Origin of the sequence: Streptomyces sp. V4I8 (assembly GCF_041261225.1) — a bacterium.
In the GTDB taxonomy this organism is placed as follows: domain Bacteria; phylum Actinomycetota; class Actinomycetes; order Streptomycetales; family Streptomycetaceae; genus Streptomyces.
In genome coordinates, this window is sequence record NZ_JBGCCN010000001.1 from 2,773,577 (window position 1) to 2,800,308 (window position 26,732).

Consider the following 26,732-nt stretch of genomic DNA (forward strand, 5'->3'; position numbering starts at 1 on the left):
GGGCGTTGTCAGTGGCGGGTCGTACGGTGGGCGCATGGACAGCCATGGGCAGTACGAGCAGCAGGTCGTGTGGGCCGTCGTCGGTACCGACATCGGTCCGCTGATGCTGGCCGCGACCCGCGACGGTCTGGTCAGCGTCGTGTTCCACGCCACGGAGAAGGTGCGCGAGACGGCGCTCGACCGAGTGGCGTCCCGGCTGGGCACCGAGCCGGTCGAGGCGCCCGACTCCCCTCTGCTGGCCGAGGCGATACGTCAGCTGGAGGAGTACTTCGCGGGAGCGCGGCACGACTTCGAGCTGCCGCTGGACTGGTCCCTGATCTCCGGCTTCCACCGGCAGGTGCTGCGCGAACTGGCGTCGGGTGTCCCCTACGGCTCGGTCGTCGGGTACGGCGACCTGGCCGGGCGGGTCGGGCAGCCGGGCGCGGCCCAGGCGGTGGGGATGGCGATGGGCGCCAATCCGCTTCCGGTCGTCGTGCCCTGCCACCGGGTCGTGGAGAGCGACGGCGGCATCGGTGGGTTCGGAGGCGGACTGGAGACCAAACGGAAGCTGCTCGCGCTGGAGGGAGTCCTGCCGGAGCCCCTGTTCTGAGCGCGTCCCGGTCCTTCATGGGGTTGGGCAGACGGGAGACGGGGTTGGGCAGGCGGGGTTGGGCAGGCGAGAGATGAGGGGGAGACTGCGCCTGTGACGACACTTTTCACCCACCTGTACGCGGCCGGTCCGGTGTCATGACGGCCGTGGAGCGGCAGGCCGCCGTGTCCGTCCCGCCCGACCGGTTGCCGGCGCTGCGGCGCCGTATCTCGGCCGTGCTGATCACGACGCAGATCCTGGGCGGCCTGGGCGTCGCCACCGGCATCGCGCTCGCCGCCGTCCTGGCCAAGGAGGTCAGCGGCACCGAGTCGCTGTCCGGGCTCGCGCCCACCGCGACCGTCGCCGGTACAGCGGTGCTGTCGATGCCGCTGGCCGCGCTGATGACCGCGCGAGGCCGTCGGCCGGGGCTCGTCCTTGCGTATCTCATCGGGGCCCTGGGCGCCGGTGTCACGGTGGTCGCTGCGAGCGTCGGGAGCTTTCCGCTGCTGCTGTGCGGGATGGCCGCGTTCGGCGCGGCGTCGGCGGCGAATCTCCAGGCCCGGTTCGCGGCCGCGGATCTGGCCGAGCCGGAGCGGCGGGCCCGGGCCATCTCGCTCGTCGTGTGGGCGACCACCATCGGCGCGGTCATCGGCCCGAACATCGCCGCGCCCGCGGGTCGCAGCGTCACGGGCCTCGGGATACCCGCCGCCGCGGGTCCGTTCCTGTGGGCGGCCGGGATCTTCCTGATATCCGCGGTCGTGGTGGCCGTACTGCTGCGGCCGGACCCGCTGCTGACGGCGCGTGCGCTCGCACCGGCCGAGGAGCAGTCACCGGCGGCCCGTTCGCTGCGCGCCGGGGTGGCTGCCGTGGCCGCCTCCCCGCGGGCGCGGCTCGCGGTGGTGACCGTTGCCGTGGCGCATACGGCGATGGTCTCGGTGATGTCGATGACCCCGGTCGACCTCGCGCACCACGGCGCGGGCATCGATCTGATCGGGCTGGTCATCAGCGGGCACATCGCCGGCATGTACGCGTTCGCGCCGCTCATGGGGCGGTTGTCGGACGGGCTGGGTCGGCTGTCCGGGATCGGGCTCGCCGTCGGACTGCTGGCGTGCGCGGTCCTCGTCGCCGGTACGGCGGGCGGCAGTCACGGGCAGACGGCCGTCGGGCTCTTCGTGCTGGGGCTCGGCTGGTCGGCGGGGCTCGTGTCCGGTTCCGCGCTGCTCACGGACTCCGTACCGCAGCCGGCGCGGGCCGCCGCGCAGGGGCTGTCGGACCTGGTCATGAACGCGTCCGCGGGCATCGGCGGAGCGGTCGCCGGGCTCGTGGTCGCCCAGGCGAGCTACGCCTGGCTGAACTTCACCGCCGCCTGCCTGCTGATCCCGCTGGCGGCACTGGCGCTGTTCACGCGGCACGGGCGGGTGAAGGACGTTCCGGCGGACGGCTGACGTCCCGCCTGCCCGCCGCCTCGGGTCCTCACTCGCTGATGGCATCCGGCGCGCGGGCGGGCCCTCGGTGTCCCCCGGCAGTACGTCACGGACGACCCGGGAGGGGTCGGCCAGGACGCGAAGGCCGGCACGCTGAAGGTGCGGCTCGGCCTCAACGCGACGGCGGTCGGCATCGAGGACGCGTCACGCTGCTACACCGAGTTCGACCAGGCGCCGGCCGCAGGTACGTGCTGAATCCGCATGGGGCGCTGGACGCCGCACGGGCGGTCTGACGTCTCCGACGGAGGGAGCCCTGCGCGCGTGGCCCCCTCCCTTCCCCCTTCTCGGCGGGCTAGTCGTAGTGCCGGGCCTCGAAGACGTTGCCGTCGGGGTCACGGAAGTAGAAGCTGCGCTTGGCCTTGCCGCGGGCGCCGAAGGAGTCGTACGAGTAGTCCGACACGGGAACGTCCTGCTCCTCCAGGTGGGTGCGCAGCCCGTGGAAGTCGGCGTCCGGCAGGGACAGACAGACGTGATTGACGGGGTGTCCCGCGCTCTCGGCGGCACCGGGGAGCATTTTCATACGCTCCGCCATGGTCATCGGCATGAGGTCGAGGATGGTCTCGTCGTTGACGCGCACCGAGGGGAAGGGCGCCTCGCCCGCGATGAACTCGGTGAGCCTGACGGGCGCCAGGCCGAGTGTCTCCTGGTAGAACGCCGCCGAAGCGGCCGGGTCGCTCACCCAGAGGACAACATGGTCGAGACGGGTCGAGTTGTCGGTCATGCGTTCAAGGCTGGTGTCCTCTCCCACAGGCCGCAAGGGTTTGACCCGGTGCGTCGCCCGCCAGAGATGAGGGAAGACCGAGCGACAGGAGGCAGGCGCGTGGTGCTGGTGGTGTCGGAAGAGGTGCGGGAGGCGATCGACGCGCGTCGACCCGTGGTGGCCCTGGAGTCCACGATCATCGCGCACGGGTTGCCGCGCCCGCGCAATCTGCAGGTGGCACTGGAGCTGGAGGATGCCGTACGGCAGGAGGGCGCCGTTCCGGCGACGATCGCCGTGCTGGACGGGCGGCCCCATGTCGGACTGGACAAGGAGCAGCTGGAGCGGATCGCGAACGAGGACGGCATCCGCAAGCTGGGGCACCGGGATCTGCCGCTCGCGGTGGCCTCCGGGGCGAGCGGGGCGACCACGGTGTCGGCGACGGCTCTGCTGGCGGGCCTCGGGGGCGTGAGGGTGTTCGCGACGGGCGGGCTCGGCGGTGTGCACCGGGAGTGGACGGTGACGCAGGACGAGTCGGCCGACCTGGGGCTGCTGGCGCGTACGCGGATCACGGTGGTCTGCGCCGGCGTGAAGTCGATCCTGGATGTGCCGGCCACCCTGCAGCGGCTGGAGACGCTGGGCGTCGCCGTCGCCGGTTACCGCACGGAACGCTTCCCCGGCTTCTACCTGTCCGACTCCGGGCACCCGGTGGAGTGGACGCTTCGGTCGCCGGAGGAGGCGGCCGAGGTGATGCGCGCCCAGGACGCGCTCGACGGGCCCGAGTCGGCGCTGATCGTCGCCAATCCGGTGCCGGAGGCGGAGCAGCTGGATCCCGAACTCCACGCGCGTGTGCTCGCCGACGCGCTGCACGCGTGCGAGGAGCAGGGCATCACCGGTCAGGCGGTCACCCCGTTCCTGCTGGACTACCTGGTACGGCACACGGACGGTGCCTCGCTGAGCGCCAACCTCGCGGCGGTGCGCGGCAACGTACGGCTGGCGGGGCAGATCGCGGCGGCCTGGGCCGGGGCGTGACGGGCCCGGAGGACGGGACAGGGCGCGGCACGGACAGGAACGGGCTCGCCCCGACGGCCGGACCCATCCCGGCTGCCGGGCCCGCCTCGGCCGCCGGGCGCGACGGCGCGCTGCTGGTCGTCGGGGACGTGGTCACGGACGTCATCGCGCGCCACCTGGGGCCGCTCGCCTCGGGTACGGACACGGCGGCGGCCATCCGGACGGTGCCGGGTGGGGCGGGCGCCAATGTGGCCTGCTGGGCGGCGCGTTGGGGCGCCGCGGAAGTGCGGCTGCTGGGGCGCGTGGGAACGGACGCTGCCCTGTGGCACGAGCGGGAGCTGACCGCGAGCGGAGTACAGCCCCTGCTCGTCGTCGATCCTCAGGCGCCGACCGGGACGGTGATCTGCCTGGTCGACACGGGTGCCGCCGCCGAGCGGACGTTCCTCACCGACAGTGGGGCGTCCCTGCGGCTCGACCCCGGCGACTGGTCGGACGCGTTGCTGGACGGCGTCGTATGGCTGCACCTGTCGGGCTACCTGCTGTTCTCCGAGCCGAGCCGGGCCCTGGTGGCGAGAGCTCTCGCGTCCGCACGCGCGCGTGGAGTGCCGGTGAGCCTGGATCCGGCGTCGGCGGGCTTTCTGGTGGAGCTGGGCGTGGACCGTTTCCTGGCGCTGGTGGAGGGCTTGGAGGTCCTGCTGCCGAGCCGTGACGAGGCGTGTCTGCTGACGGGGTTGCCCGACGCGGCGGACGCGGCGGCCAAGTTGAGCCGCCATGTCCCGCTGGTGGTCGCCAAGCAGGGCGCGGACGGTGCACTGGTGGCCCGGTCGGGCACGGTGAGCGCCCACGTCCCCGCCGTGCCGACGGCACCGAAGGACACGACCGGGGCGGGTGACGCCTTCAGCGGCGCCTTTCTCGCGGCCCTGCTCACGGGCGCCCGGCCCGAGGACGCGGCGCGGGAGGGGTGCCGGGCAGGTGCGCTGGCGGTGGAGCGGGTGGGTGGAAGGCCGCCCGCACGGGAGTGATGACGACAGTTCCGGACCGCGGACAGTTCCGGACCGCGGACGGCTCCGGACCGCGGACAGCTCCGGACCGTGGACGACACGGAGGCGTGACGCTGACGTCAGCTGATCCGACGTCAGCTAGCGTCCTCCTCCGGCTCCTCCAGCTCCTCCCGCTCGTCCGGCTCCTTCAACTGCTCCGGCACTTCCGGCTCCTCCGGCGCCTTGCGGCCCCATGCCGAGATCATCGGAGCGGTGGCCAGGTCCATGCCGCCGGCGGCGACGTTGGCAAGGTGGCGGTCGATCTCCTGGTCGGTGGCGATGCCCTCGGCGACGAGCTGCTCGCGGATGTGGCGGACGGTGGCGGACTCCAGTGCGTCGCAGGCGGGCGAGGCCAGCGGGAAGTACGCGTCGGCCTCAACCCGGCGCAGACCTGCCTCACGGAGCAGACGCGGGAGTCCGCGGCCGTAGGAGAGGTCGGCGCCACGGTCGGCGAGCAGTTTCCGGAAGCCGTGGCGCAGGCGATTCGCGAGCTGCTGTTCGGGGCCGTGCTCGTCGGGGCAGAGCAGGGGCTGCAGAGCGGGGTCGGCGTCCTCGATGAGGAGCCGGCCGCCGGGGCGCAGGGCCTCGATCATCGACCGCAACGCCCGTTCGCGGTCCGGCACATGTACGAGCACGAGGCGGGCGTGCACCAGGTCGAATCCCTCCCCCGGCGGCTCGTCCGCGGCCACGTCGTGGACGCGGACCTCGACCGGGTGGCGGGCGGCCGGGGTGAGCAGTGAGGTGTCGATGTCGGTCGCGACGACCCGTCCCGTCGGGCCGACCTTCTTGGCCAGCCAGGACACCACCGAGGTGCCGCCGGCGCCCACCTCCCAGCAGCGCCAGCCGGGTCCGATGCCGAAGCGTTCGAAGTGCCGGAACGTCGTGGGGTCGAAGAGGGTGGCGAAGGCGTCGAAGCGCTCGCCCGCCTCGGCCTGCCGGTTGTCGAGGAGATAGCCGTGGGTTCGCGTCATGATGCGATCTTCCCAGTTGCCCGCCTTGTCCGGAGGGGGCGACGCTCGGCGGGGCGGCCCTGAAACTCGTACGGCCGCCCCGCTCGGCCGCACCTCGTACGGACGGCCTGCTCGGCACCACGACGCGCTCGTACGACCGACCTGCTCGGCACCGCGACGCGATCACAGCCTCGTCATCCACAGGCGGGAACCAAGCGGAACCTCCTGCTCCCACAGGCTTACCCGCCTCTCACGCCCACCTGGCAAACTGGCGGGCCACGGCACGGAAAGCGAGGCGCGGCGAGCGAACCGAAGGGGCTGAAGCCCCCGGATGCGAGCGGCGCGTCAAGGGGAGATCCACGCAAGGAGATCCAGATGTCCATGGCAGGGAATCTGCGAAAGGTCACGGGCCTCGGCAGGGTCGGCGGCCTACGCAAGGTGGCACGGCTGGCTCGACGGCGCCCCCGCGTCGACCTCAGCCATCCCGCCCGGTCCCCGCTGGGATCCTCGGTGGTGAACTGCGTGACCTACCGGGACGGCGTGCGGGTCCCGGAGACCGGTGATCTGGTCGACGTGGTGCAGCGGGTACGCAAACGCGGTGCCGGGTTCGTCTGGCTCGGCCTCCATGAGCCGACGGACCAGGAGTTCGCGGGTATCGCCGAGTTGTTCGCGCTGCATCCGCTGGCGGTCGAGGACGCGGTCGAAGCACATCAGCGGCCGAAGCTGGAGCGCTACGACGAGACGCTGTTCGCGGTGTTCAAGACCGTCTGCTACGTCGAGCACGAGGAACTCACGGCGACGAGTGAGGTCGTGAACACCGGCGAGATCATGGTGTTCGTCGGCCACGACTTCGTGATCACGGTCCGGCACGGGCGGCACGGCTCGCTGGGCCCGTTGCGCGAGGAGCTGGAGTCGAACCCCGAGCAACTCTCCAAGGGACCTGCGGCGGTGCTGCACGCGATCGCGGACCACGTCGTCGACGACTATCTGAACGTCATCGACTCGCTGCAGGAGGACATAGACGAGGTCGAGACGGACGTGTTCACGGAGAACGGCGCGCGGGCCGACCCGGGGCGGATCTACCAGCTCAAGCGGGAACTGCTGGAGCTGAAGCGGGCCGTGGTTCCGCTGAGCCGTCCACTCGAGGAGCTGGCCTCGCTGCCCATCCGGGTCGTCGAGCCGGAGATACAGGCCTACTTCCGCGATGTCTCGGACCATCTGCTGCGGGCCAAGGAGCAGATATTCGCCTTCGACGAGTTGCTGAACTCGATCCTGCAGGCGCACCTGGCACAGGTCACCGTCTCGCAGAACGAGGACATGCGGAAGATCACGGCCTGGGCGGCGATCATCGCCGTGCCGACGATGGTGTGCGGGGTGTACGGGATGAACTTCAAGCACATGCCGGAGCTGCGCTGGACGTTCGGATATCCGTTGGTCCTGGGCGTGATATCCGTCGCGTGTGTGGTGCTGTACCGCGGCTTCCGACGCAACGGATGGCTCTGACGCGGCCCGCGGACCGAGGTGCGCCCCCGCCCGGCATGGTGGGCCGGACGAGGACGGCAGGAGGAGTGGAAGGAGTGAGCGGTGGGACCCGTCGCCGGGTCAGTGCGTCGTCGGCGCCCCGGTCCTGGCGTAGACGCTCTCGGCCCACTGGCCGATCTCGTTCTCCCTCAGGTTCAGGGCCAGATCGGCCTCACTGATCATGCCGACCAGGCGCTTGTTCTCGATCACGGGGAGCCGGCGGATCTGGTGCTCCTTCATCTCCCGGAGCACGTCACTGATGTCGGCGTTCGCGTCGATCCAGCGCGGGGTGCCCTGGGCCATCTCGCCGGCGGTGACCCTGCTCGGGTCGCGGCCCACGGCCACGCAGCCGATGACGATGTCGCGGTCGGTGAGGATGCCGCAGAGCCGCTCGTTCTCGTCGCTGATGGGCAGGGCTCCGACGCCCAGTTCACGCATCAGCTGAGCGGCGCGGTCCAGGGTCTCGTGGGCGGGGATCCACTGGGCACCACGGTGCATGATGTCTCCGGCAGTGGTCATGAAGTACCTCCCGGTGCCGGACGGCCGGCGCGGTGCGGGACACACCGCTAGTCCCGGCGCCCTTCATTCTCGCCGCGCCACCCGGCCGACGCACCCGGAACCGAGCGGTCACGGCCACCAGCCACGGGCGTGAGGGCGACCGGCCACGAGCCACCCGCCACCGGCTACCGGCTACCGGCTACCGGCTACCGGCCACAGCTGAGGGCGTGGCGGCGGCCGACCATCGGCCACCGGCGTACCCGCCACCCCCAGCGGGCGGCGATCAGGCCGAGAAGCCCACGATCTTCCGAGGGACGACGCGGATGATCACTCGGGTCTCGTCGTCCTTCTCGGCCGGCGGGTCGATACCGAGGTACTTGTGCGAGAGCTCGAACGGCAACCGCTTGGCCTCGTCGGGGACGATCTCGGCGGTGCCGCGGATCTCGACGGAGGTGTAGGGGTTGGCGAGGTCGTAGACCGAGACGCTGATGCGGGGGTCCCGGCGGAGGTTGCGCACCTTCTGCCGCGCGTCGACGGAGGAGAAGAGCACGGTGTCGCCTCGCGTTTGATCCAGACCACCGAGTTCTGTGGGGCGCCGTCGGGGCCGAGGGTGGCCACGCTGGCGAAGTTCCTGCCGTCGAGCAGGGAGCGGACGGAGTCGTCGAAGGAGATCGGGTCATCGGGGGAGGTCGTCATGGCGCCAGAGTAATTAAATGCACGCGCATACAAAAGGGGTTTGCCGGATCACCCGCTCCATGCCGGGTGTCGTGGGTCGTCGGCGCGTACCAGGACCTCCGCCGTAGCGGCCGGGTCGGTTTCGTGGTCGTAGCGCTCGAAGGCGGGGAGGGTCCAGTGCTCGGACTCGGGAGTGCGGCGGCGCAACGCACCGGGTGAGAGGAGGACGTGGACGGTCAGGTCGAAGGGGAACCAGTGACGCAACAGGAGGGGGCCATGGAGCAACAGGACGCCGCCGGGCGGGAGTGGGACGTAGGGGCTGCGGGTGGCTCGGTCGCTGACCGGGTCCCACAGGTCCGGCAGGACGCGACCGTCACCGTCGGGTTCGAGGGGGCCGAAGACCTCGCGCCACAGGGCGCCGGTGTCGACCCAGCCGTCGTAGTAGGCCTCCACATCCTGGTGGCCGTACTCCAGGCGGACCGAGGCCGGGCGCAGGAAGCCCTGGGTGCCGACGAGGAGCGAGGGACGGCCGCGTATGCGCAGTGCCTCCGCGACCCGCTCCGCGAGGTCTCCCGGGCGGGCAGCCGGGGCGCCGTCGAAGGCGACGCGGGGCCAGGGGCTGCCGTCGGACGGCTTCAGGTCGAGCACTCGCTCCGCCAGCAGGTCGCCGAGCCGTTCCCAGGTGATCGCTTCGAGTCGCACACGGCCCATCATGCGACAGGGCGCAGTCGGGGGCGTCGGCCGCCGGGGGCGGGAGGGTCCGCGACGGCCGGGAGGCGTGCGGAGTGCGGCCGCCGGGGCGGGGCGGCACTCCCTGTCCCGGGCCTGGTCAGACAGCGTCCCGGTCTCTGCGGGGTAGTTCCCCGGGCCCGTGCGGAGGGGAATGAACCCCCTATGGCACCTCTCGCAACTCCCCCGCCCCGTAACGGCCTTCTCGTCATTCAGCCCCTCAGGCGGCGGCACTGCGCGGAGTGCCATGCGGGACCGTTGCAGATGGTCGTGCTGGAGGAGGGCGCGCCACGGTGTCTCGACTGTGTCGACCTCGGGCATCTGGTGTTCCTGCCGCGCGGCGACACGGCGTTGACGCGTCGGTCGCGGGAGGAGAGCGGGCTGTCGGCGGTGGTCGTGCGGTTCAACCGGCGCCGGGGCCGTTACGAGCGGCAGGGCGTCCTCGTGGAGGAGCCGGGGCTGACCCGGGCGGAGCAGCGGTGCCTGGCGGACGCGGAGGCCCGGCGGCGGCGCCGGGTGCGGGACGCCCGGCGGCGGGCGCGGGAGGACGTGCGGTTCGCGGAGGCGTTCGCGGCGGAGATACGTCGGCTGTTCCCGGGGTGTCCGGCGGACCGGGCGGGGGACATCGCCGCGCATGCCTCGGTGCGGGGCAGCGGACGGGTGGGGCGGAGTGCGGCGGGGCGGGCGTTGGGCGAGGGAGCGGTGATATCGGCGGTCGTGGCGTCCGTACGGCACATGGACACGCCGTATGACCAGCTGCTGATGAGCGGTGTGCCGCGGCACGAGGCTCGGCGGCGGATCGCGGCAGCGGTGGAGACGACGTTGCGGGCGTGGCGGGCGGAGGTGTCGGAGGCCGGCTGACAGCGGCCCGAACGGTCGCCGAGGGACGTCCGGTCCGGGCGCCCTTCGGCTGTGCTGGACGTTCGCGTATGCGCTCGCGTCCATCGGCCATGTTCACCGTTCTCGTTCAGGATTTGACTTGTAGTGACGGATGGGGGCCGGGCAGGGGCTCGGCGGGATGCGGGAGTTGACGTTGACATGATCGATGGGCCGTACTTCGTACTGGTCGTGATCGGTGTGGTCGGGACCGGCCTTGTCGCCGGGGTCTTCTGCGCCTTCTCGACCTTCGTGATGCGCGGGCTCGCCGCGCTGCCGCCCGCACAGGGCGTCGCCGCGATGAAGGCGATCAATGTGACCGCGCTGATGCCGGCGTTCATGCTGGTGTTCATCGGGTCGGCGGTGCTGTGCGCGGTGATCGCCGTGGTGACGTTCGTGCTCTGGCCGGACGAGGGCACGGTGGAGCTGCTGCTGGGCAGCGCGCTGTATCTGTTCGGCTCGTTCGGGGTGACCATGGTGGCGAACGTGCCCCGCAACGAGGCGCTGGCCGAGCTGGACCCGGGCACCCGGGAGGCGGCCGCCTACTGGCCGGCGTACGTGCGCGAGTGGACGGTGTGGAACCACGTCCGCACGGTCGCCTCGGCCGCCGCGACGGTGTCGTATGTGCTGGCCCTCAGCTGACCCGTCCCTCATGGGACGAGCCCCGGGAAAGCGCTGTCCCAAAGCGCTGTCCGCCACTCTGCGCGGGTGGCCGGTGGGACGTATCGTGGCCGGAAGAGTGCCGCCCGCTGACGCACGGCTCCAGCACGTCACACGCGCACGCGAGGAAGACGGCCATGGCCGATCCCAAGGGTTTCATGACCACCCCCCGCCAGGACTGGCCGCGCCGGCCCGTCGAGGAGCGGGTCGGGGACTGGGACGAGGTGTACGTCCCCGGGGCGCTGCTGCCCATCATCAGCAAGCAGGCCGACCGCTGTATGGACTGCGGCATACCGTTCTGCCACGACGCCTGTCCGCTGGGCAATCTGATCCCCGAGTGGAACGACCTGGTGTCGCGGGAGGACTGGCGGGCGGCCGCCGACCGGTTGCACGCGACGAACAACTTCCCCGAGTTCACGGGGCGGTTGTGCCCGGCGCCGTGCGAGGCGGGGTGCGTGCTGGCGATCAATCAGCCCGCCGTCACCATCAAGAACGTCGAGTGTGCCATCGCGGACCGGGCGTGGGAGGACGGCTTCGCGCCGCCGCGCCCGCCGGACCGGCTGTCCGGGCGGACGGTCGCGGTGATCGGCTCGGGGCCCACGGGGCTCGCCGCCGCGCAGCAGCTGACGCGGGCGGGGCACACGGTCGCCGTGTACGAGAAGGACGACCGGATCGGCGGGCTGATGCGGTACGGCATCCCCGAGTTCAAGATGGAGAAGCACCATCTGGAGCGGCGGATCGAGCAGATGCGGGCCGAGGGGACCAAGTTCCGTACGTCGACGGTGGTCGGGCGGGACGTCGGGGGCCGCGGAGCTGCGCTCGCGCCACGACGCGATCGTGATCACCACCGGGGCTACTGCCTGGCGTGAACTGCCCGTTTCCGGGCGTGAGTTGGACGGCGTCCAGCAGGCGATGGAGTACCTTCCGCTGGCCAACCGGGTATGTGCGGGGGACCTGGAGACGTCGCCCATGTCCGCCGCCGGGAAGCATGTCGTCATCGTCGGCGGCGGGGACACGGGGGCCGACTGTCTGGGCACCGCCGTCCGGGAGGGCGCGGCCTCCGTGACCCAGCTGGACATCTACGCCCAGCCGGGCGCCGAGCGGGACGAGGACACCGAGCCCTGGCCGACGTACCCGAAGATCTACCGTTTGTCGGCCGCGCACGAGGAGGCGGGCGAGCTGGAGACGGCACCCGCGGCGGACGCGGACGCGCGGCTGTTCGCGGCGTCCACGCTCCGTTTCACGGGCGACGCCGACGGGCACGTACGGTCGCTGCACCTGACCGAGGTGGACGCGCGGCGCCGCCCGCTGCCGGGCACCGAGAGGGAGCTGCCGGCCGACCTGGTACTGCTGGCCCTCGGCTTCTCCGGGCCCGACCGGGGGGACGGACTGATCGATCAGCTGGGGCTGGAGATGGAGCCGCGCGGCACGATCACGCGCGATGCCGGGTTCGCCACGAACGTCCCTGGCGTGTTCGCCGCCGGGGATGCCGCCCGGGGGCAGTCACTGATCGTGTGGGCGATCGCCGAGGGGCGGGCGGTGGCGGCGGCCGTCGACGGTTATCTGACGGGAAGTTCGCGGTTGCCGGCGCCGATCTCGCCGTATGACCGGCCCATGACCGTCTGACGGGCAGGTGGTCACGGCGTCGGGTGGTCACGGCAGCCGGTCACGCGGCCGGTGGTCACGGCGGGCCCGACGCCGCAGGGCCCCGGCCCCTCCCCTATCGCCGCTCGTCCGTCCCCGCTATTGCCGCTCGTCCGTCCCAGCTATCGCCGCTCGTCCGTCCCCGCCACCTTGCCGGTCGCCAACGCCACCCTGTTCCAGGTGTTGATCGTGAGGATCAGGGACAGGACGTGGGCCAGCTCCTGGTCGTCGAAGTGGGCCGCGGCCTGGGCGTAGACCTCGTCGGGGACGCCGCCGTCGGACACCAGGGTCACCGCCTCCGTCAGTGCGAGGGCCGCCTGTTCCTTCTCGGTGAAGAAGTGCCGGGCCTCACGCCAGACGGCGACCATGTGCAGCCGGTCCTCGCTCTCGCCGGCCTTGCGGGCGTCGTTGGTGTGCATGTGGAGGCAGTAGGCGCAGTGGTTGAGGTGCGAGGCGCGGATCTGGATCAGCTCGACGAGCGCCGGGTCCAGGCCCTCGCGGGCGGCGGCGTCGAAGCCGACGATGGCGCGGAAGACCTTGGGGGCGGACTTCGCGAGGTCGAGGCGGGTGCGGGCGGTCTCGGCCTCGTTGATGGCCTCGGTGGTGGACTGGGCGGTGAACTGGGCGGTGGACTCGGTGGGCTTGGTGTCGATCGTGTTCGTCGTCATGTGCATCAACCTACGGGCCGGAAAGACCGGTTGTAGGGTGCATTTCCATGGCTGAATCGTGGGTCAATTCCGCGGAGCGGATCGGTGCCGACCTGCATCTGGATCTCTCCGAACCGTCGGGGGCGTCCGGGCCGGGCGGGCGCCGGGCCGCGTTGACCCGTGCGCTGCGCGACGCGGTGCGCGAGGGGCGGCTCGCGCCCGGCACCCGGCTGCCGCCGTACCGCTCGCTCGCCGCCGACCTCGGGGTCGCCCGCAACACCGTGGCCGACGCGTACGCGGAGCTGGTCGCCGAGGGCTGGCTCACTGCCCGCCAGGGCTCGGGGACGAGGGTGGCCGAGCGCGCCCAGCCCCTGCGCCGCGCCGAGCGGACGCCTCGTAGGACAGCCCAGATGCCGCCACGCGCGCGTGGACGTCGGCACGACCTGCGGCAGGGCACGCCGGACGCGTCGGCGTTCCCGCGTGCGGCCTGGCTGGCCTCCTATCGACGGGCCCTCCAGCAGGCGCCGAACGAGGTCTTCGGGCCCGGTGATCCCGCCGGTCGCGTGGAACTGCGGGAAGCGCTCACCGAGTACCTGGCACGCGCGCGTGGCGTGCGCACCGAGCCGGGCAGGATCGTGATCTGCTCCGGCTTCGCACACGCCCTGCGGCTGCTCTTCAACCAGGACAGAGGCGGAGGCGGCGCCGTGCTGCGCGGGCCCCTGGCCGTGGAGGCGTACGGGCTGGGCTTCCATCGGGAACTGCTCGCCGCCGCGGGCGTACGGACCGTGCCGCTTCCCCTCGACGAGGACGGCGTCCGCGGCGACCGGCTGGGACGCGAGCGGGCCGTACTGCTCACGCCGGCGCACCAGTTCCCGACCGGCGGCCCGCTGCATCCGGAGCGCCGCGCCGCCGTGCTCGACTGGGCACGCGCGCGTGGGGGCGTGATTCTGGAGGACGACTACGACGGCGAGTTCCGCTACGACCGCAAGCCCGTCGGCGCCGTCCAGGGCCTCGATCCGGAGCGGGTGATCTTCATCGGCTCGGTCAGCAAGAGTCTGTCGCCGGCCGTGCGGCTCGGCTGGATGGTGCTGCCGGAGCGGTACGTCGACGACGTACTCGCGGCCAAGGGCGAGCGCGAGGCATGGGCGAGCGTCCTCGATCAGCTGTGCCTCGCCGACTTCATCGTCTCTGGGGCGTACGACCGTCATGTGCGGCGGATGCGGCAGCGGTACCGGAGCCGTCGCGACCGTCTCGTGGCCGCCCTCGCCGCGCACGCGCCGCACATCGAGGTCACCGGGGTCGCCGCCGGACTCCACGCCGTGCTGCGGTTGCCGCCCGGCACCGAGCGGTCCACGGTCAAGGCGGCCACCTGGCAGGGCATCGCCCTGGACGGCCTCGCCGAGTTCCGGCACCCGGAGGCGACGGAGCCGGACATGCCGGTCCGCGACGGCATCGTCGTCGGCTACGCGACGCCCTCGGAACATGCGTACGGGGCGGCTCTGGAGGCGCTGTGCGGCGTGCTGCCGCCGCCGGGTGGGTGAGTGGCGCGCCTCTGCCTCCTCTGCCTCCTCTCCCCCCCCTCTGCCCCCTCTGCTGCCTCTGCCACCTCGCGTCGCCTCTCCCGGCATACTGCTGCATTCTGATTTGTTCTCCCACATGTCCGAAAAGTGGCTTCCGGTCTACATGGATGCGAACAGGAGTGGGATCATCGGAGCAGGAGGCGTGCTGTCGTCGCACCCGGACCGGGGCCGGTAGCGGCTCGCCCCCATCCTTCGTTCCGTCGTCAGGCGCAGGGCCACCCCAGCGCATCCCCCCTGTTGACGGTCGGTCCTGGAGGGTGTTCATGACGACGCTCGATGAACGTCACGGAGAAGGTGCGCGCGACGGGGAAGAGCACCGGGGCGAGCAGCACGGCCACGTCGCCCTCGGCGAGGTCGAGGCATACGGCCCGGCCGTCGTCCCGCTGGACCGGCCCGCCACCGCACTCCTCCCGTCGATGGGGTCCAAGGCCGCGAACCTCGCCCGCGCGGCCCGCGCCGGACTGCCCGTGCTGCCCAGGTTCGTGATCCCGCACCGCGCCGGCGGCGACACGGTCGCCCTGCGGCGCGCCTGGGACGAACTCTCCGAAGGCCGCGCCCGGCCGCTCGTCGTACGGTCGTCCTCACCGCAGGAGGACACGGCGGAGTCGTCCCTGGCGGGCCAGTTCGCCTCGGTGCTCGACGTACGCGGCTGGCGGGACTTCCGTACGGCCGTCGAGACCGTCCTCGATTCGGCGCACCGGCCCGACGGGTCCACTGCGCCGATGGCGGTGCTGGTGCAGCCCATGCTGACGGTACGGGTCGGCGGCGTGATGTTCGGTGCCGACCCGGTGGCGGGGCGGGCCGACCGGATCCTGGTCAGCGCGGTGCGCGGCGGACCGGACAGCCTGGTCAGCGGCGCGCAGGCCGGCACCGACTACTGGCTGAGCGGGCACGGCCGTCTCCTGCGGACCGGGGCCGCGGACCGCGGCTCACTCATGGAGGGCCGCTCGCTCACGGAGGGCCGCTCGCTTCTCACGCGCGCCGAGTTGTTCCGGCTGGCGCGGCTCGCGCGGCAGATCAGGCGGGTGTTCGGCGGGCCGCAGGATGTCGAGTTCGGGTTCGACGAGGACGGGCGGCTGTGGCTGTTCCAGAGCCGGCCGATCACCGCGATGGCGGCGCGGCCGGCGCGCGGGGCGCGGCTGCTCGGGCCCGGACCGGTGGCGGAGACACTGCCGGAGCAACTGGCACCACTGGAGGAGGACCTGTGGGTGGCGCCGATGGCCCGGGGCCTCGCCGCCGCGCTCGACATCGGGGGCAGCGCGCCCCGCCGACTGCTCAAGTCGGCGCCGGTGGTCACCACGGTGGGCGGGCGTGCGGCCGCCGACCTGCGTCTCCTCGGCACCGTCCCACCCCGGCACCGGTGGCTCGCGCTGCTCAACCCGGCGCCCGGAGCGCGCCGGCTCAGCGCGGCCTGGCGGGTGGGCCGCCTCGCCTCCGCCCTGCCCGGACTGGCGACCGACCTCACCGCCGATGTGGACCGCCACCTCGCCGAGATCCCGTCGCCCGCCGGCCTCTCCGCCCCCATTCTGGCCGCGGAGCTCCGCTGGACCCGCCGGGCCCTGGTCTCCCTGCATGCCCAGGAGGCCCTCGCGGGCGCCCTCCTCTTGACCCCGGCCAAGGCGGAGCAGCCCCCGCTGCCGGTGGTGTTCATCAGCCGCCTGGTGGACGCTCCGCGGCGCATGATGTCGTACCTGTGAGGCCCGGCCGCGTAGAGCACAGAGCTATACAGCCGTAGAGCACAGCGCACAGCGCACAGAGCTATACAGCCGTAGAGCTACGGCTTACGGCCCACCGCCCCGTACCCGGGAATGACCCCGTCGTCCTGGCCGGGCACCGGCTCCCCCAGTTCGGGATGCCAAAGGTGCGGCACCTCGACGCCGGGCTCGACGAGTTCGAGGCCGTCGAAGAAGCGGGTGAACTCCTCGCGGGAGCGCAGGGCCAGCGTGATGGCGGCCGCCTTGAGCTTCTCGGTCGCCGCCTTCGACTCCTCGGGGGTGAAGTCGGCGGTCGCGTGGGTCACCACCAGGTAGCTGCCCGAGGGGAGCTCGGACAGCAGGCGGCGGACCAGTTCGTGCGCGGCGTCGGCGTCCGAGACGAAGTGCAGCAGCGCTACGAGGGAGAGCGCCACCGGCCGGTCGAAGTCCAGGACCTTCCTGGCGCCTTCGACGATCGCGTCGGGACTGCGTACGTCGGCCTGCAGATACTCGGTCCCGCCTTCCTCCGTGCCGCGCAGCAGGGCCACCGCGTGGGCCAGCACGACGGGGTCGTTGTCGCAGTAGACGACGCGTGAGTCGGGGGCGATTCCCTGGGCGATCTGGTGGAGGTTCGGCTCGGTCGGGATTCCGGTGCCGATGTCCAGGAACTGGCGTACGCCGTTCTTGGCGAGCCACCGGGTGGCGCGGTGCATGAACGCACGGTTGACCCGCGCCATCACCGGGACGCGCGGGTCGAGGGCGAGCACTGCTGCCCCATGGCCTCGTCGACGGGGTAGTTGTCCTTGCCGCCGAGATACCAGTCGTACATCCGCGCGGGATGCGGCTTGCTGGTGTCGATCTGGGTCATGAGGCACTCCGTAAGACACAGTGAATTATCAACCAAGCACCAAGGAGAGGGAGTTGAGCGCGTGGCAGGCAAGTGACTCAAGAACTCAAGCGGTTCAAGCGTTCGAGCGGGCGGCCGGCGGAGCAGCAGAGCGATCGAGCAATCGTGCGGCTCAGGAGAGGAGGAAGTCCGCCTCTCCCGCCTTGGCGCCCTCGATGAACGCCGTCATCTCGTCCGAGGTGTAGATCAGCGCCGGACCGTCCGGGTCGGTCGACTGACGGACGGCGATCCGGCCGTCGGCGAGCTTCATCGCCTCCAGGCAGTTCCCTCCGTTGCCGCCGCTCCACGGCTTGTGCCAGCCTTCGCTGCCCAAGTCCCGCGCGGGCATGCCGTTGTAGACGTGTATGCGCGGCTTGATGCGATCCATTCACAGCTCCTTGCGGAGATCCCGGAGGATCCCCTTCGTGCGATGTGCCGTAGCGGCCTGCGCCGCCATGCGGTCCATGACCTCCAGGTGGGTCGCCACCTCGGTGCGCGCGTCGAGATAGACGGCGCCGGTCAGGTACTCGCTGTAGACCATGTCCGGCAGTTCTGACATGGCAAATCGGAACAGCACGAAGGGCCCGTACGTGCCGGGGTGCGGCCCGTTCGCGAAGGGCGCCACCTGCAGCGTCACGTTGGGCAGCTTCGTGGCCTCGAGGAGCCGGTCGATCTGGGCACGCATCACCTCCGGGCCGCCGACCTGGCGGCGCAGCACGGTCTCGTCCATCACGACCCACAGCCGGGGCGCGTCCTCACGGGTGAGCAGTTGCTGGCGTTGCATACGCAGGGCGACATGGCGCTCGATGTCGTCCGGGCTGGTCTGGCCGATGGCGCCCGACCGCAGCACTCCGCGCGCGTAGTCCTCGGTCTGCAGCAGCCCGGGCACGAAGTGGGGCTCGTACGACCGGATGAGGCCGGCGGCACCCTCCAGGCTGACGTACATCGAGAACCAGCCGGGCAGGATGTCGTGGAAGCGCTGCCACCAGCCGGGCTTGTTGGCCTCCTCGGCCAGCTGCACGAAGGCGGCGGCCTCGTCGTCGGAGATACCGTAGGCCTTCAGAAGGAGCTGGAGGTACGGGATCTTGAGCCCGACCTCGGCCATCTCCATACGGCGGACCGTGGCGGGGGCGACGCGCAGGACGCGGGCGGCCTCCTCGCGCTTGAGCCCGGCACGCTCGCGCAGGTCGAGCAGGCGCCGGCCCAGGACGACCTGACCGACCGTAGGCGCGGACCGCGGCTCGCTCACGCTCCACCTCCACGAAATGAATCCCGGTGAATCCCGACAGGTCACTGAACCCGCCCGACGGCCCACTGCCCCCGCCCGACAGGCCGACTGGATCCTTACAGGCTGGCTGAATCCTTACAGGCCGACGGCGCCATTCGAAGACCTATTCGAGGACCTCGGCTGAACCGGCCGATCCTCGGCGATCCCAACTGGCGCCGTTCGACATGCTGTTGCGAGCAGTGTGCCACGGCCTTCCAGAGAGTCACACAGCACTCTGCAATTTTCAGAGTGACACTTGCCAAGTGTTCACGGCGCGGCGATAGTGGCAAGCGTGATTCCGTCCCCGCCCTTAGGAACAGACGCCACCGCGGCCCCCCACGGCCTCGGTGCCGCCCCGGCGGTCGGGCCCCAGCGGGGCGCCGCCGCCGAGCGCCGGTTCCGCTTCGAACTGGCCGCGCATCCGGGTTCGCCCGCGCAGGCCAGACGCCTGACCAGGGCGCGGCTGAACGGCTGGGCGGTGTGCGAGGACACCTGCGAGACGGCGGCTCTGGTCGTGTCCGAGCTGGTCACCAACGCGATCGTGCACACCGCCAGCGAGCACATCGTGTGCGAGCTGCACGACGGGGCCGACCTGGTGCGCATAGCCGTGCGCGACGAGGGGTGCGCGCCGGGTGAGCCGCATCCGTTGGCGGCCCGGCCCGAGGACGAGCACGGAAGAGGACTGCTCCTCATCGACGCCCTCTGCCATGCGTGGGGGGCCCATGAGCAGGGGCCCGGGCTGGTGGTCTGGGCCGATCTGGCGCGCGCGGCCGGGTTCCCCGACGCTTCCGGCACCGGCACCGGCACCGTCGCCGACACCGGGCCGTACAACGACCTCGGGTGGGGGTCCCGGCCCAAGCCCGGCCCGTCCGGAGGTTCGGGCGACGATGACGAGGCGCAGGCGCGGTACGGCAGGGGATCGGGGTCCGTATGGCTGTGAGGGGCGGGTCCGACGGCGGTCAGGTGCTGAGCCTCGACACGCTGGTCCGCCTTCGCCGGGGTCTGCCCACCCCGGCCGCGCCGCGGCGGCTGCCCGTTCCCGACGGGATGACCGCGCCGCTGGGCTGTGACGCGGTGGCGGTGCCCGCGCGTTTCGGGCCGCTGATTCTGCCTCGGCTGCCTCGGGTGGGGTGTGTGTACGCCGATGAGGCGCACTGGTGGTGGATCGTGCCGTCCGACTCCGATTACGCGCTGGAGTGGCCGGCGGCTGTGCGGTACTCGACGGGGGCGGTGGTCCTGGACACGCCTCGACTGATTTACCGGTCGGACGGGACGGTGCCTTATACGCCGCCGATTCCGTTGTATTTGGCGTTGTGCCGGGTGATGGGGATTACGCCTTCTTGGTCGCGGCAGATCAGCGCGTAGGGCTCCGCCGGTGGAGCCGGTTTTCTTTGCGGGGCTGCGTTGAAGGGGTGCCGGGCCTTTCGGTCCCGTACCAGGGGGCTGCCGCCCCTGGACCCCCGCTGTCGGCCTGCGGCCTCGTCCTCAAACGCCGGACGGGCTGAAAATGTACGCCCGCGCGCATCCCCCGCCCCCACTCGCGCCCTCCCCCCGACGCCCCCACCCCGCCATAGTGGCCCTCCGTTGCCGGGGCGGTCGGGGGAGGGTGTGTGGTGGGGAAGAAGCTCGATGCTGGTGAGGCCGGGGTTTCCGAGTCGGAGCGGCTGCTGTTCGGGGGGCCGCTGCGGTACGACATGGGGTGGAATCAGCATCGGGACGCCTTCCTGGAGCTGAACTTCCGGGCACTGGTGACGCGGCTGCCGTCCCTGTTGGCGTCGAGCTTCCGGCTCGCGTGGCAGGCCGACCGGCGGGCCGCGCGGGTGGTGCTGGTGGCCGAGGTGGGGCGAGGGCTGGGGCAGGCGGTCGGGCTGCTGGCCGTGAACAGTGTGCTGGGGCGGCTGATCGGGGGCGGGACACTGGAGGAGCGGTTACGCGGCGCCGTTCCGGCGCTGGTCGCGATGGCTGCCGTGATGGTGGTCTCGACGCTGCTGCGGGCCGCGTCCACGTATGCCACGGGGCGGCTGGAGCCCAAGGTGGAGCGGGTGGCGACCGAGCTGTACCTGGAGCGGGCGGCCGCCGTGGAGCTGGCCGCGATCGAGGATCACGCCTTCCACAAGCTGCTGGACACCGCGCAGTACGGCGCCGGATCCGCCCGCCGCATGATCGCGTACAGCACCCGGGTCGTGAACGCGGCCATCTCGCTGATCGCCGCGGCGGGCGTACTCACCGTGCTGCACCCGGCCCTGCTGCCCCTCCTCGCCACCATGACGCTGCCCAGCGCCTGGAGCGCTCTGACCAACGCCCGGCGCCGCTACGAGTCCTTCCACACCTGGGTGCAGCACTCCCGCGCCGGCCATCTGATCAGCGGGCTGCTGACCGAGCCCGCCGCCGCGCCCGAGATCCGCGTCCATGGCGTCGGGCCCTTCCTGCTGCGGCACTACCGGGCGATGTCGGAGACGGCTGAGGCGGAGCAGGCGCGGCTCGCCCGGCTGGCGGCGCGTACCGGGCTCATCGCGGCGGCATGGACGGGGCTCGCGACCGTCGCGACGTACGCCACGCTGGGCGGGCTGCTGCTCGCCGGCGCGATGGCGCTCTCCGTGGCGGGTACGGCCGTCATCGCGATCCGCACCGGCTCGTCGAGCCTCGACAGCCTGGTCCTGGAGGTCAACGCGCTCCATGAGGAGGCCCTGTTCGTGGGCGATCTGCAGCGGCTGTACGTCGAGGCGGCCGAACGGGCCATTCCGGTCGGTGGAGCCCCCTTGCCCGAGGATCCGCGGGAGATCCGGTTCGAGAACGTCACCTTCTCCTACCCCGGCGAGTCCGCCCGCCCCGCCCTCGACGACGTCACGCTCAGCCTCCCCCTCGGCCGGATCGTCGCGCTGGTCGGCGAGAACGGCTCCGGGAAGACCACTCTGGTGAAGCTGCTGGCGGGGCTCTACACGCCGGACCGGGGGCGCGTCCTCTGGGACGACGTCGACGCGTCGACCGCCGACCGGCACCAGCTCGCCGAGCGCATCGCCATGGTGGCCCAGGACTTCAAGCGCTGGCCGTTCACCGCCCGGGTCAATGTCGCCGTCGGCCGCTCCTCCGCGCCCCTCACCGAGGAGCGGCTGGCCGACTCGCTCACCGAGGCCGGGGCCGAGGACGTGGTGGCCGATCTGCCGCGCGGTCTGGACACCCTGCTGGCCCGGCACTTCAGCGGCGGGCACGAGCTGTCCGGCGGTCAGTGGCAGCGGCTGGGGATCGCGCGAGCCGCGTACCGGCGTGGGCACATCCTCATCGTGGACGAGCCGACGGCGGCCCTGGACGCACGGGCCGAGCTGGAGGTCTTCGAGAAGATCCGCGCGCTGGCCTCGAGCGGTCAGACGGTCGTCCTCATCACCCACCGGCTGGCGTCCGTACGCCACGCCGATCTGGTGCACGTCCTCGACCAGGGCCGGCTCGTGGAGTCCGGCACGCCGGACGAACTGCTGGCCACGGGCGGTGTGTACGCGGAGCTGTACTCGCTCCAGGCGGAGCAGTTCACCGCGCGGGTGCCCGCGCCGAAGGCGGGCTGATCCCCACCGTCGGCTCAGCCTCGGCTCACCCGAGGCTCACGCGGCCGCGTCCACCGCGACGTCAGAGCGGACGACCACCAGGAAGGCGTCCGTCGCGAGGTCCATGACGACCTCGGCGGCCAGGCCTTCCAGCCGTCGCGCGTGTGCGAACTCCTCCGCCGGCCACGAACCTCTCGGCCCGCCCGCGGGAAAGCGTTCGAGCACTGTTCGCCCGTTCACCATCAGGCACCTCCGATAAGCGTCGTACTTGTAGGAGTTAACGCCTGCCGGAGGTGAAACGCCTCGCTCGGTGACGGGACTGAGACGTAGTTGACACTCGTTCACCGCGATGAGTGAGCACCCACTCACTCTCGATGATCAATCACTACGCCCTGTGTCAGTCCTCGTACTCGTCGTGATACCGGATGCGCTCACTGCCCGCAGGCGCCCCAAGAGCCGACGCGCGCCCCTTGGGCTCCTCCCACTCCTCCTGGCGGCCCAGCGCGGTGAGGTCCAGGAAGCCGGTGGTCGAGCCCAGCCCGTCGAGGCCGCGCTCATACGTCGAGTAGGTGTGGAAGACGCGGTCCCGGTCGCGCAGGAAGCAGCTGACACCGGGCCGTTCCACCAGCTCGCCCTCGTGCTCCAGGGTCACCTCGAAGTCGTGGTTGAAGTCGCTGCCGTACGACGAGTACCAGGGCACCGTCCAGCCCATGCGCGCCTTGAACGGAAGGATCTTCGTATACGGCGCCCTGGAGACGGCGACGAGCGTCGTCCCGCGTGCCTTGAGGTGCGCCAGATGGCCGATCTGGTCCAGGAAGCCCGAGCAGCTGCGGCACCCGGCGTCCCATTCGGGGGCGAACATGAAGTGGTGGACGACGAGTTGCTGCCGTCCCTCGAAGAGGTCGAGCAGGGTGGCCTTGCCGTCGCCGCCCTCGAAGACGTACTCCTCCTCGACCTCGACCATGGGCAGCCCGCGCCGCTCGGCGTTGAGCGCGTCACGCGCGCGCGTGGCCGCCTTCTCCTTGACCAGCAGTTCCTCGCGTGCCGCGCGCCACTGCTCGCGCGAGACGATCTCCGGAAGCGACATGGGCGCCCTCCTGTGCGACGGTCCCTTCCTTGTGGTGACCGGCGGGAGGGGCGGAACTCATCGCGGGGGCGCGGAGTTTCTTCGGCGTTTCAGGTGTCGTATTCCTGGATCCTCCCGCCGTGACCGCGGTCCAGGAGTGCCGGCAGCCGCTCCCCCAACTCCCGGACGACTGCGGGCACATCGATCGTCAGCAGCTCCCGGTCGCGCATCAGGATCCGCCCGTCCACGATCGTCGTGCGGACGTCGGAGGAGCGGGCGCTGTGGACCAGGGTGGCGGCGAGGTCGTGGACCGGCTGGGTGTGGGGGCCGGTGAGGTCGACGAGGATGATGTCGGCGCGACGGCCGGGGGCGAGGGTGCCGAGGGTGTCGCCGAGGCCGATCGCCCGGGCGCTCTGGAGGGTGGCGTGGTGCAGGGCTTGACGGGCTGTCAGCCAGCGCGGGTCGCCGGTGGTCGACTTCTGGAGGAGGGCGGTGAGGGCCATCGACTCCCAGACGTCGAGGGAGTTGTTGGAGGCGGCGCCGTCCGTGGCGAGGCCGACGGGGATGCCGATGTCGTGCAGGGCGCGGACGGGTGTGGTGGTGGGCCAGGCGAACTTGAGGTAGCCGCGGGGCGCGGTGGCGACGGCCGTACGGCCGGAGGCGTTCCGCAGGACCGGCAGGTCGCGGTCGAGGATGCCCGTGCCGTGCGCGATGAGGACGTCGACGTCGAGGATCCCGGTGCGCTGGAGGACGTCGATGGGGGTGACGCCGTGGCGGGCGAGGCTGGTCTCGGCCTGGTCGCGGTTCTCGGAGGCGTGGAGGTGGACGGGGAGGCCGTGCTCGGCGGCGAGTTCGGCGGTGGCGGCCAGGTCCGCGTCATCGACCGTGTAGGGGGCGTGCGGGGCGAGGGTGGTGGTGATACGGCCGCCGGCGGCGCCGCGCTGCCGTAGCGCGAACTCCAGCGACTTCTCCCGCCCTTGAGGGCCCTGGGAGGAGAAGTACGCCTCCCCCAGGTGGGCCCGGATCCCGCACTCCTCGACGACGCCGGCGACGGCGTCCATCGAGAAGTAGTGGTCGGCGAAGCAGGTGACGCCACCGCGGATCATCTCGGCACAGGCGAGCCGCGCCCCCAACTCCACGTCCTTCTCGGTGAGGTTGGACTCGACGGGCCAGACCACGTCGTTGAACCACTCCTCGGTGGGCAGGTCCTCGGCGACCCCCCGCAGGGCGACCATGGGGGCGTGCGTGTGGCAGTTGACGAGACCGGGGAGGGCGACCTGGCCCGCCGCGTCGAGGCGCTCGACGGCGGGCCGGTCGCGCACGGCCGCCGCGGTCGTCACCGCCTCGACGACTCCACCGTGTACGACGATGGCGGCGTTCTCCGCGAATCCGATCCGCTCCTGATCGTCGTGCAGGAGAACCGTGCAGCCGGTGATGACGAGGTCGGCGGGAGCTTCTGCGGGAGAAGGCGTCATCACGCCAACGTACGACGCGGTCGTCGCGGCGCGTGCGGTGAACCGCGCATCCGGTCGCGGGTCTGTCGCGCGGCCCGCCCGCCCGGCACGCCGGCCTCGACACCGCCCGCTCGCCGCCTCACCGCAGGCCCTCTTGAGGTGCGCCGCAGCGACCCACCGCGCCGACCTCAGCCGGCGAGACGCACGCCGGGTGACTCGGGGCCCCGTAGCCCGACCCGGTCGCGTTCCTCCGCGAGCTCTTCCAGCAGCTCGGTGAGCCTGGCGGTGTGCCAGGGCGTGAGCCGACCGGAGTCGTCGAGGTGGACGGCGCAAGCGGTGGTCGTGTCGACGAGCCGTTCGAGCGTGGCGACGACGTCGTCCGCGCCCTCCGTGTGCCGCGCGAGCGCGGGAAGTTCCGCGGCGGCGAGAGCGATGGCGGTACGGGCCTCGGCGAGCGCCCGGTATGCCTCGCGCCGGAGGGTCCAGCGCAGGGCGCGGGCGTCGGAACGGGCCGGGTCATGGCCGTTCGGCACGTCATGGACGGGGGATTCGCGCGGGGCTCGGGTGGGGTCGTGGGCGTCGGACTCGCTCAGCACGTGGGCAAGGTAGGCGTGCGCGGCCCGGTTGGCCGCGGAGAGTCGGGCCCGTACTCCTCCTCCCCGCTGTCCCGGCATCGGGAGGTGCCCCACGACCAGCACGATCGCGCAGGCCAGCAGCGTCTCCCCGATCCGGCTCGCGGAGGCCTGCGGCTCGCCGCCCACCATCACCAGGGCGAGTACGAGGACGGTCACGACGGCCGTCTGGGCGGCGAAGTGCCGGGTGGCCACGGGGATGAGGGCGCCGCTGAGGGCGACGAGGGCGATGAGCCCTTCGGGCCGGGGCAGTACGGCCGCGAATCCGGCGAAGAGCAGGGCTCCCAGCACGGTGCCGGCGGCCCGGCACAGCACCCGGGACACGAGCGGTCCGAGGTCGGGCTTGACGAGGAAGACGGCGGTGGCGGGGAGCCAGTACCAGTGCTCGTGCTGCCCGTACCACTGGGCGTGGTGCAGGGCCTGGGCGATGGCGGCGCTCGCTCCGAAGCTGAGGGCGACCCGCAGCCCGTACTCGCGCCCGCCGGCTCCGAAGACGGCCCGGACCCGGTCCCTGGCGGTACGGCGCCGGGTGTGCAGGTCGCTGTCGCCCCTGCCCCGGTCGAACGCCTCGGCGGCATGCAGCAGGGCGTCGTCGAGGGCGCGCAGGGCGGGCGCGGAGCGGGAGGGCGCGGGGAGGGGCCCCGTGTGGGTGTTGCCGCGGACGGCCGCGGCGAGCCTGCGCGGCCCTTCTGAGGACCGCTCGGCGACGCCCTCCCCCGCCCAGGCGAGCGCGGTGGCGGCCTCGGCGAGGGGCAGGGCGGCGGCGTACTGCGCGTGCAGTCGCCGCTCGGCGGACGAGGAGGCGTACCGCCGCAGCCGTGGCCCGGTGAGGGCGTCCTGCGCGTGGTCGAGGGCGGCGGTGAGCGCGACGCGACGGGCGGTGGCGCGCCGGGTGCCGACGGCGTCGAGGAGGTCCGCGACAGCGTCGTACACGTCGGCGACGGCGTCACGTTCGCCGTCGAACCGGAAGTCTCCGACGAGGGAGCCGGGGGTGGGGAGGGCGAGCCGGAGCCCGAGCAGCCAGGCGGCACCGGCGAGGTAGACGAGCGCCCGCTGCCACCCGCTCTCCGGCAACGGCATCCCGGCCCCGATGGCGGAGGCGACGAGGAGTTGCGTACCGGCGGCGGAGGCGACGGACCCGACGGCGCTGATGCCGCCGGCGAGGAGCCCGAGGCCGGTGAGGAGAAGGGTGAGCGGGACGGCACCGAAGTGCTCCCCGGCGTACGTCCCGACGAACAGCCCGGCGCCCCCTGCCAGCGCGGGCATCCCGATCCGCTGGACGGAGACGCGGCGGCTGCCGGGGCGGTCGTTGATGCCGGCGAGCATGGCGGCGATGGCGGCCACCACGCCGAGGGAGGTGCGGTCTGCCAGGACCGCCGCGAGGAGGAGGGGGCCGGCGGCCAGGGCTCCTCGGACGACCGCGCTCCAGGGGACGGGTCCGCGCTGGGCGCGGAGGGCGTGGGCGAGCCAGGGCGGTAGGGCGAAGGCCGGGCGAGCGGGGCGGGACACGGGGCTCCCTGTCGGGGCGAGGGCGGGGGTGTGCCTTCGGGCGACGGTGGCCGGGCGGCGGGCTGTGCTGCCCACCGTAGATCGAAGTCCTGGAGAGGATGGGACGGT

General features: G+C 72.1%; 23 protein-coding genes and 3 pseudogenes. 13 read left to right on the forward strand and 13 right to left on the reverse strand.

Annotated elements, in window-relative coordinates:
• Positions 1-34 precede the first annotated feature (34 nt).
• Both ABIE67_RS12595 and ABIE67_RS12600 read left to right on the forward strand, forming a co-directional pair.
• Positions 35-589 carry a methylated-DNA--[protein]-cysteine S-methyltransferase gene (locus tag ABIE67_RS12595; RefSeq protein ID WP_370256547.1) on the forward strand — a complete coding sequence of 185 codons (555 nt, stop codon included), beginning with the start codon at positions 35-37 and terminating at the stop codon, positions 587-589.
• A 137-nt stretch (positions 590-726) separates the two neighbouring features.
• Complete coding sequence (locus tag ABIE67_RS12600; protein WP_370256549.1) at positions 727-2,013, forward strand: MFS transporter; 1,287 nt, start codon at positions 727-729, stop codon at positions 2,011-2,013.
• A 331-nt stretch (positions 2,014-2,344) separates the two neighbouring features.
• On the opposite strand, the gene ABIE67_RS12605 is transcribed toward ABIE67_RS12600, so the two are convergent.
• Positions 2,345-2,773 (reverse strand): VOC family protein, encoded by a 429-nt coding sequence (locus ABIE67_RS12605; RefSeq protein WP_370256551.1) that lies wholly within the window; start codon positions 2,771-2,773, stop codon positions 2,345-2,347.
• A 99-nt stretch (positions 2,774-2,872) separates the two neighbouring features.
• Between ABIE67_RS12605 and ABIE67_RS12610 the strand changes: the two genes are divergently transcribed.
• Together ABIE67_RS12610 and ABIE67_RS12615 are read left to right on the forward strand one after the other, a co-directional pair.
• Positions 2,873-3,781, forward strand: coding sequence for a pseudouridine-5'-phosphate glycosidase (locus ABIE67_RS12610; RefSeq protein WP_370256552.1), 909 nt, complete (start codon positions 2,873-2,875; stop codon positions 3,779-3,781).
• 65 nt (positions 3,782-3,846) lie between these two features.
• On the forward strand, positions 3,847-4,782 hold the full coding sequence (locus ABIE67_RS12615; RefSeq protein WP_370268501.1) for a carbohydrate kinase family protein: 936 nt from the start codon (positions 3,847-3,849) through the stop codon (positions 4,780-4,782).
• A gap of 200 nt (positions 4,783-4,982) precedes the next feature.
• Here ABIE67_RS12615 and ABIE67_RS12620 read toward each other — a convergent pair.
• Positions 4,983-5,771: pseudogene (locus ABIE67_RS12620) on the reverse strand (methyltransferase); the annotation flags it as partial.
• Positions 5,772-6,125: 354 nt separating this feature from the next.
• On the opposite strand from ABIE67_RS12620, the gene corA reads away from it, so the two are divergent.
• Entirely contained in the window at positions 6,126-7,253 is a 1,128-nt protein-coding gene (gene corA / locus ABIE67_RS12625) for a magnesium/cobalt transporter CorA (RefSeq protein ID WP_370256553.1), read from the forward strand.
• Between the two features lie 99 nt (positions 7,254-7,352).
• Here corA and ABIE67_RS12630 read toward each other — a convergent pair whose 3' ends face one another.
• The 3 genes from ABIE67_RS12630 to ABIE67_RS12640 all read right to left on the reverse strand — a co-directional run bounded on the left by ABIE67_RS12630 (position 7,353) and on the right by ABIE67_RS12640 (position 9,155).
• Positions 7,353-7,790, reverse strand: coding sequence for a CBS domain-containing protein (locus ABIE67_RS12630; protein ID WP_370256555.1), 438 nt, complete (start codon positions 7,788-7,790; stop codon positions 7,353-7,355).
• Positions 7,791-8,052: 262 nt separating this feature from the next.
• On the reverse strand, positions 8,053-8,319 hold the full coding sequence (locus tag ABIE67_RS12635; protein WP_370256556.1) for a TIGR03618 family F420-dependent PPOX class oxidoreductase: 267 nt from the start codon (positions 8,317-8,319) through the stop codon (positions 8,053-8,055).
• A gap of 194 nt (positions 8,320-8,513) precedes the next feature.
• Positions 8,514-9,155 (reverse strand): uridine kinase, encoded by a 642-nt coding sequence (locus tag ABIE67_RS12640; RefSeq protein WP_370268505.1) that lies wholly within the window; start codon positions 9,153-9,155, stop codon positions 8,514-8,516.
• A 183-nt stretch (positions 9,156-9,338) separates the two neighbouring features.
• Between ABIE67_RS12640 and ABIE67_RS12645 the strand changes: the two genes are divergently transcribed.
• The 3 genes and pseudogenes from ABIE67_RS12645 (at position 9,339) to ABIE67_RS12655 (ending at position 12,335) form a co-directional block, all read left to right on the forward strand.
• Positions 9,339-10,034: a DUF2293 domain-containing protein gene (locus ABIE67_RS12645; protein WP_370256557.1), complete on the forward strand. Its 696-nt coding sequence runs from the start codon at positions 9,339-9,341 to the stop codon at positions 10,032-10,034.
• A 177-nt stretch (positions 10,035-10,211) separates the two neighbouring features.
• Positions 10,212-10,691 (forward strand): DUF1772 domain-containing protein, encoded by a 480-nt coding sequence (locus tag ABIE67_RS12650; protein ID WP_370256558.1) that lies wholly within the window; start codon positions 10,212-10,214, stop codon positions 10,689-10,691.
• A 155-nt stretch (positions 10,692-10,846) separates the two neighbouring features.
• Positions 10,847-12,335: pseudogene (locus ABIE67_RS12655) on the forward strand (glutamate synthase subunit beta).
• A gap of 140 nt (positions 12,336-12,475) precedes the next feature.
• Here ABIE67_RS12655 and ABIE67_RS12660 read toward each other — a convergent pair.
• Entirely contained in the window at positions 12,476-13,021 is a 546-nt protein-coding gene (locus ABIE67_RS12660; protein ID WP_370256559.1) for a carboxymuconolactone decarboxylase family protein, read from the reverse strand.
• A gap of 47 nt (positions 13,022-13,068) precedes the next feature.
• Here ABIE67_RS12660 and ABIE67_RS12665 point away from each other — a divergent pair, with 47 nt between their 5' ends.
• Positions 13,069-14,541, forward strand: a complete 1,473-nt coding sequence (locus ABIE67_RS12665; protein ID WP_370256560.1) for a PLP-dependent aminotransferase family protein — start codon at positions 13,069-13,071, stop codon at positions 14,539-14,541.
• Between the two features lie 302 nt (positions 14,542-14,843).
• Positions 14,844-16,277 carry a PEP/pyruvate-binding domain-containing protein gene (locus ABIE67_RS12670; protein ID WP_370256561.1) on the forward strand — a complete coding sequence of 478 codons (1,434 nt, stop codon included), beginning with the start codon at positions 14,844-14,846 and terminating at the stop codon, positions 16,275-16,277.
• A 77-nt stretch (positions 16,278-16,354) separates the two neighbouring features.
• Here the strand turns inward: ABIE67_RS12670 and ABIE67_RS12675 are convergent.
• From ABIE67_RS12675 to ABIE67_RS12685, 3 genes and pseudogenes are all read right to left on the reverse strand, one after another.
• Positions 16,355-17,142: pseudogene (locus ABIE67_RS12675) on the reverse strand (SAM-dependent methyltransferase).
• Positions 17,143-17,293: 151 nt separating this feature from the next.
• On the reverse strand, positions 17,294-17,548 hold the full coding sequence (locus ABIE67_RS12680; protein WP_030052496.1) for a DUF397 domain-containing protein: 255 nt from the start codon (positions 17,546-17,548) through the stop codon (positions 17,294-17,296).
• Entirely contained in the window at positions 17,549-18,409 is an 861-nt protein-coding gene (locus ABIE67_RS12685; protein WP_370256562.1) for a helix-turn-helix transcriptional regulator, read from the reverse strand.
• Between the two features lie 301 nt (positions 18,410-18,710).
• Here ABIE67_RS12685 and ABIE67_RS12690 point away from each other — a divergent pair, with 301 nt between their 5' ends.
• From ABIE67_RS12690 to ABIE67_RS12700, 3 genes are all read left to right on the forward strand, one after another.
• Complete coding sequence (locus tag ABIE67_RS12690; protein WP_370256563.1) at positions 18,711-19,367, forward strand: ATP-binding protein; 657 nt, start codon at positions 18,711-18,713, stop codon at positions 19,365-19,367.
• Positions 19,358-19,792 carry a hypothetical protein gene (locus ABIE67_RS12695; RefSeq protein ID WP_370256564.1) on the forward strand — a complete coding sequence of 145 codons (435 nt, stop codon included), beginning with the start codon at positions 19,358-19,360 and terminating at the stop codon, positions 19,790-19,792. The genes ABIE67_RS12690 and ABIE67_RS12695 overlap by 10 nt, the downstream gene beginning before the upstream one ends.
• 248 nt (positions 19,793-20,040) lie before the next feature.
• Positions 20,041-21,984, forward strand: coding sequence for an ABC transporter ATP-binding protein (locus tag ABIE67_RS12700; protein WP_370268508.1), 1,944 nt, complete (start codon positions 20,041-20,043; stop codon positions 21,982-21,984).
• A gap of 36 nt (positions 21,985-22,020) precedes the next feature.
• On the opposite strand, the gene ABIE67_RS12705 is transcribed toward ABIE67_RS12700, so the two are convergent.
• From ABIE67_RS12705 to ABIE67_RS12720, 4 genes are all read right to left on the reverse strand, one after another.
• Positions 22,021-22,206, reverse strand: a complete 186-nt coding sequence (locus ABIE67_RS12705; RefSeq protein ID WP_370256565.1) for a hypothetical protein — start codon at positions 22,204-22,206, stop codon at positions 22,021-22,023.
• A 154-nt stretch (positions 22,207-22,360) separates the two neighbouring features.
• Complete coding sequence (locus ABIE67_RS12710) at positions 22,361-23,050, reverse strand: DUF899 domain-containing protein (RefSeq protein WP_370256566.1); 690 nt, start codon at positions 23,048-23,050, stop codon at positions 22,361-22,363.
• Positions 23,051-23,139: 89 nt separating this feature from the next.
• On the reverse strand, positions 23,140-24,504 hold the full coding sequence (locus ABIE67_RS12715) for an amidohydrolase (protein ID WP_370256567.1): 1,365 nt from the start codon (positions 24,502-24,504) through the stop codon (positions 23,140-23,142).
• 167 nt (positions 24,505-24,671) lie between these two features.
• Positions 24,672-26,624 carry an FUSC family protein gene (locus ABIE67_RS12720; RefSeq protein WP_370256568.1) on the reverse strand — a complete coding sequence of 651 codons (1,953 nt, stop codon included), beginning with the start codon at positions 26,622-26,624 and terminating at the stop codon, positions 24,672-24,674.
• Between the last annotated feature and the right edge of the window lie 108 nt (positions 26,625-26,732).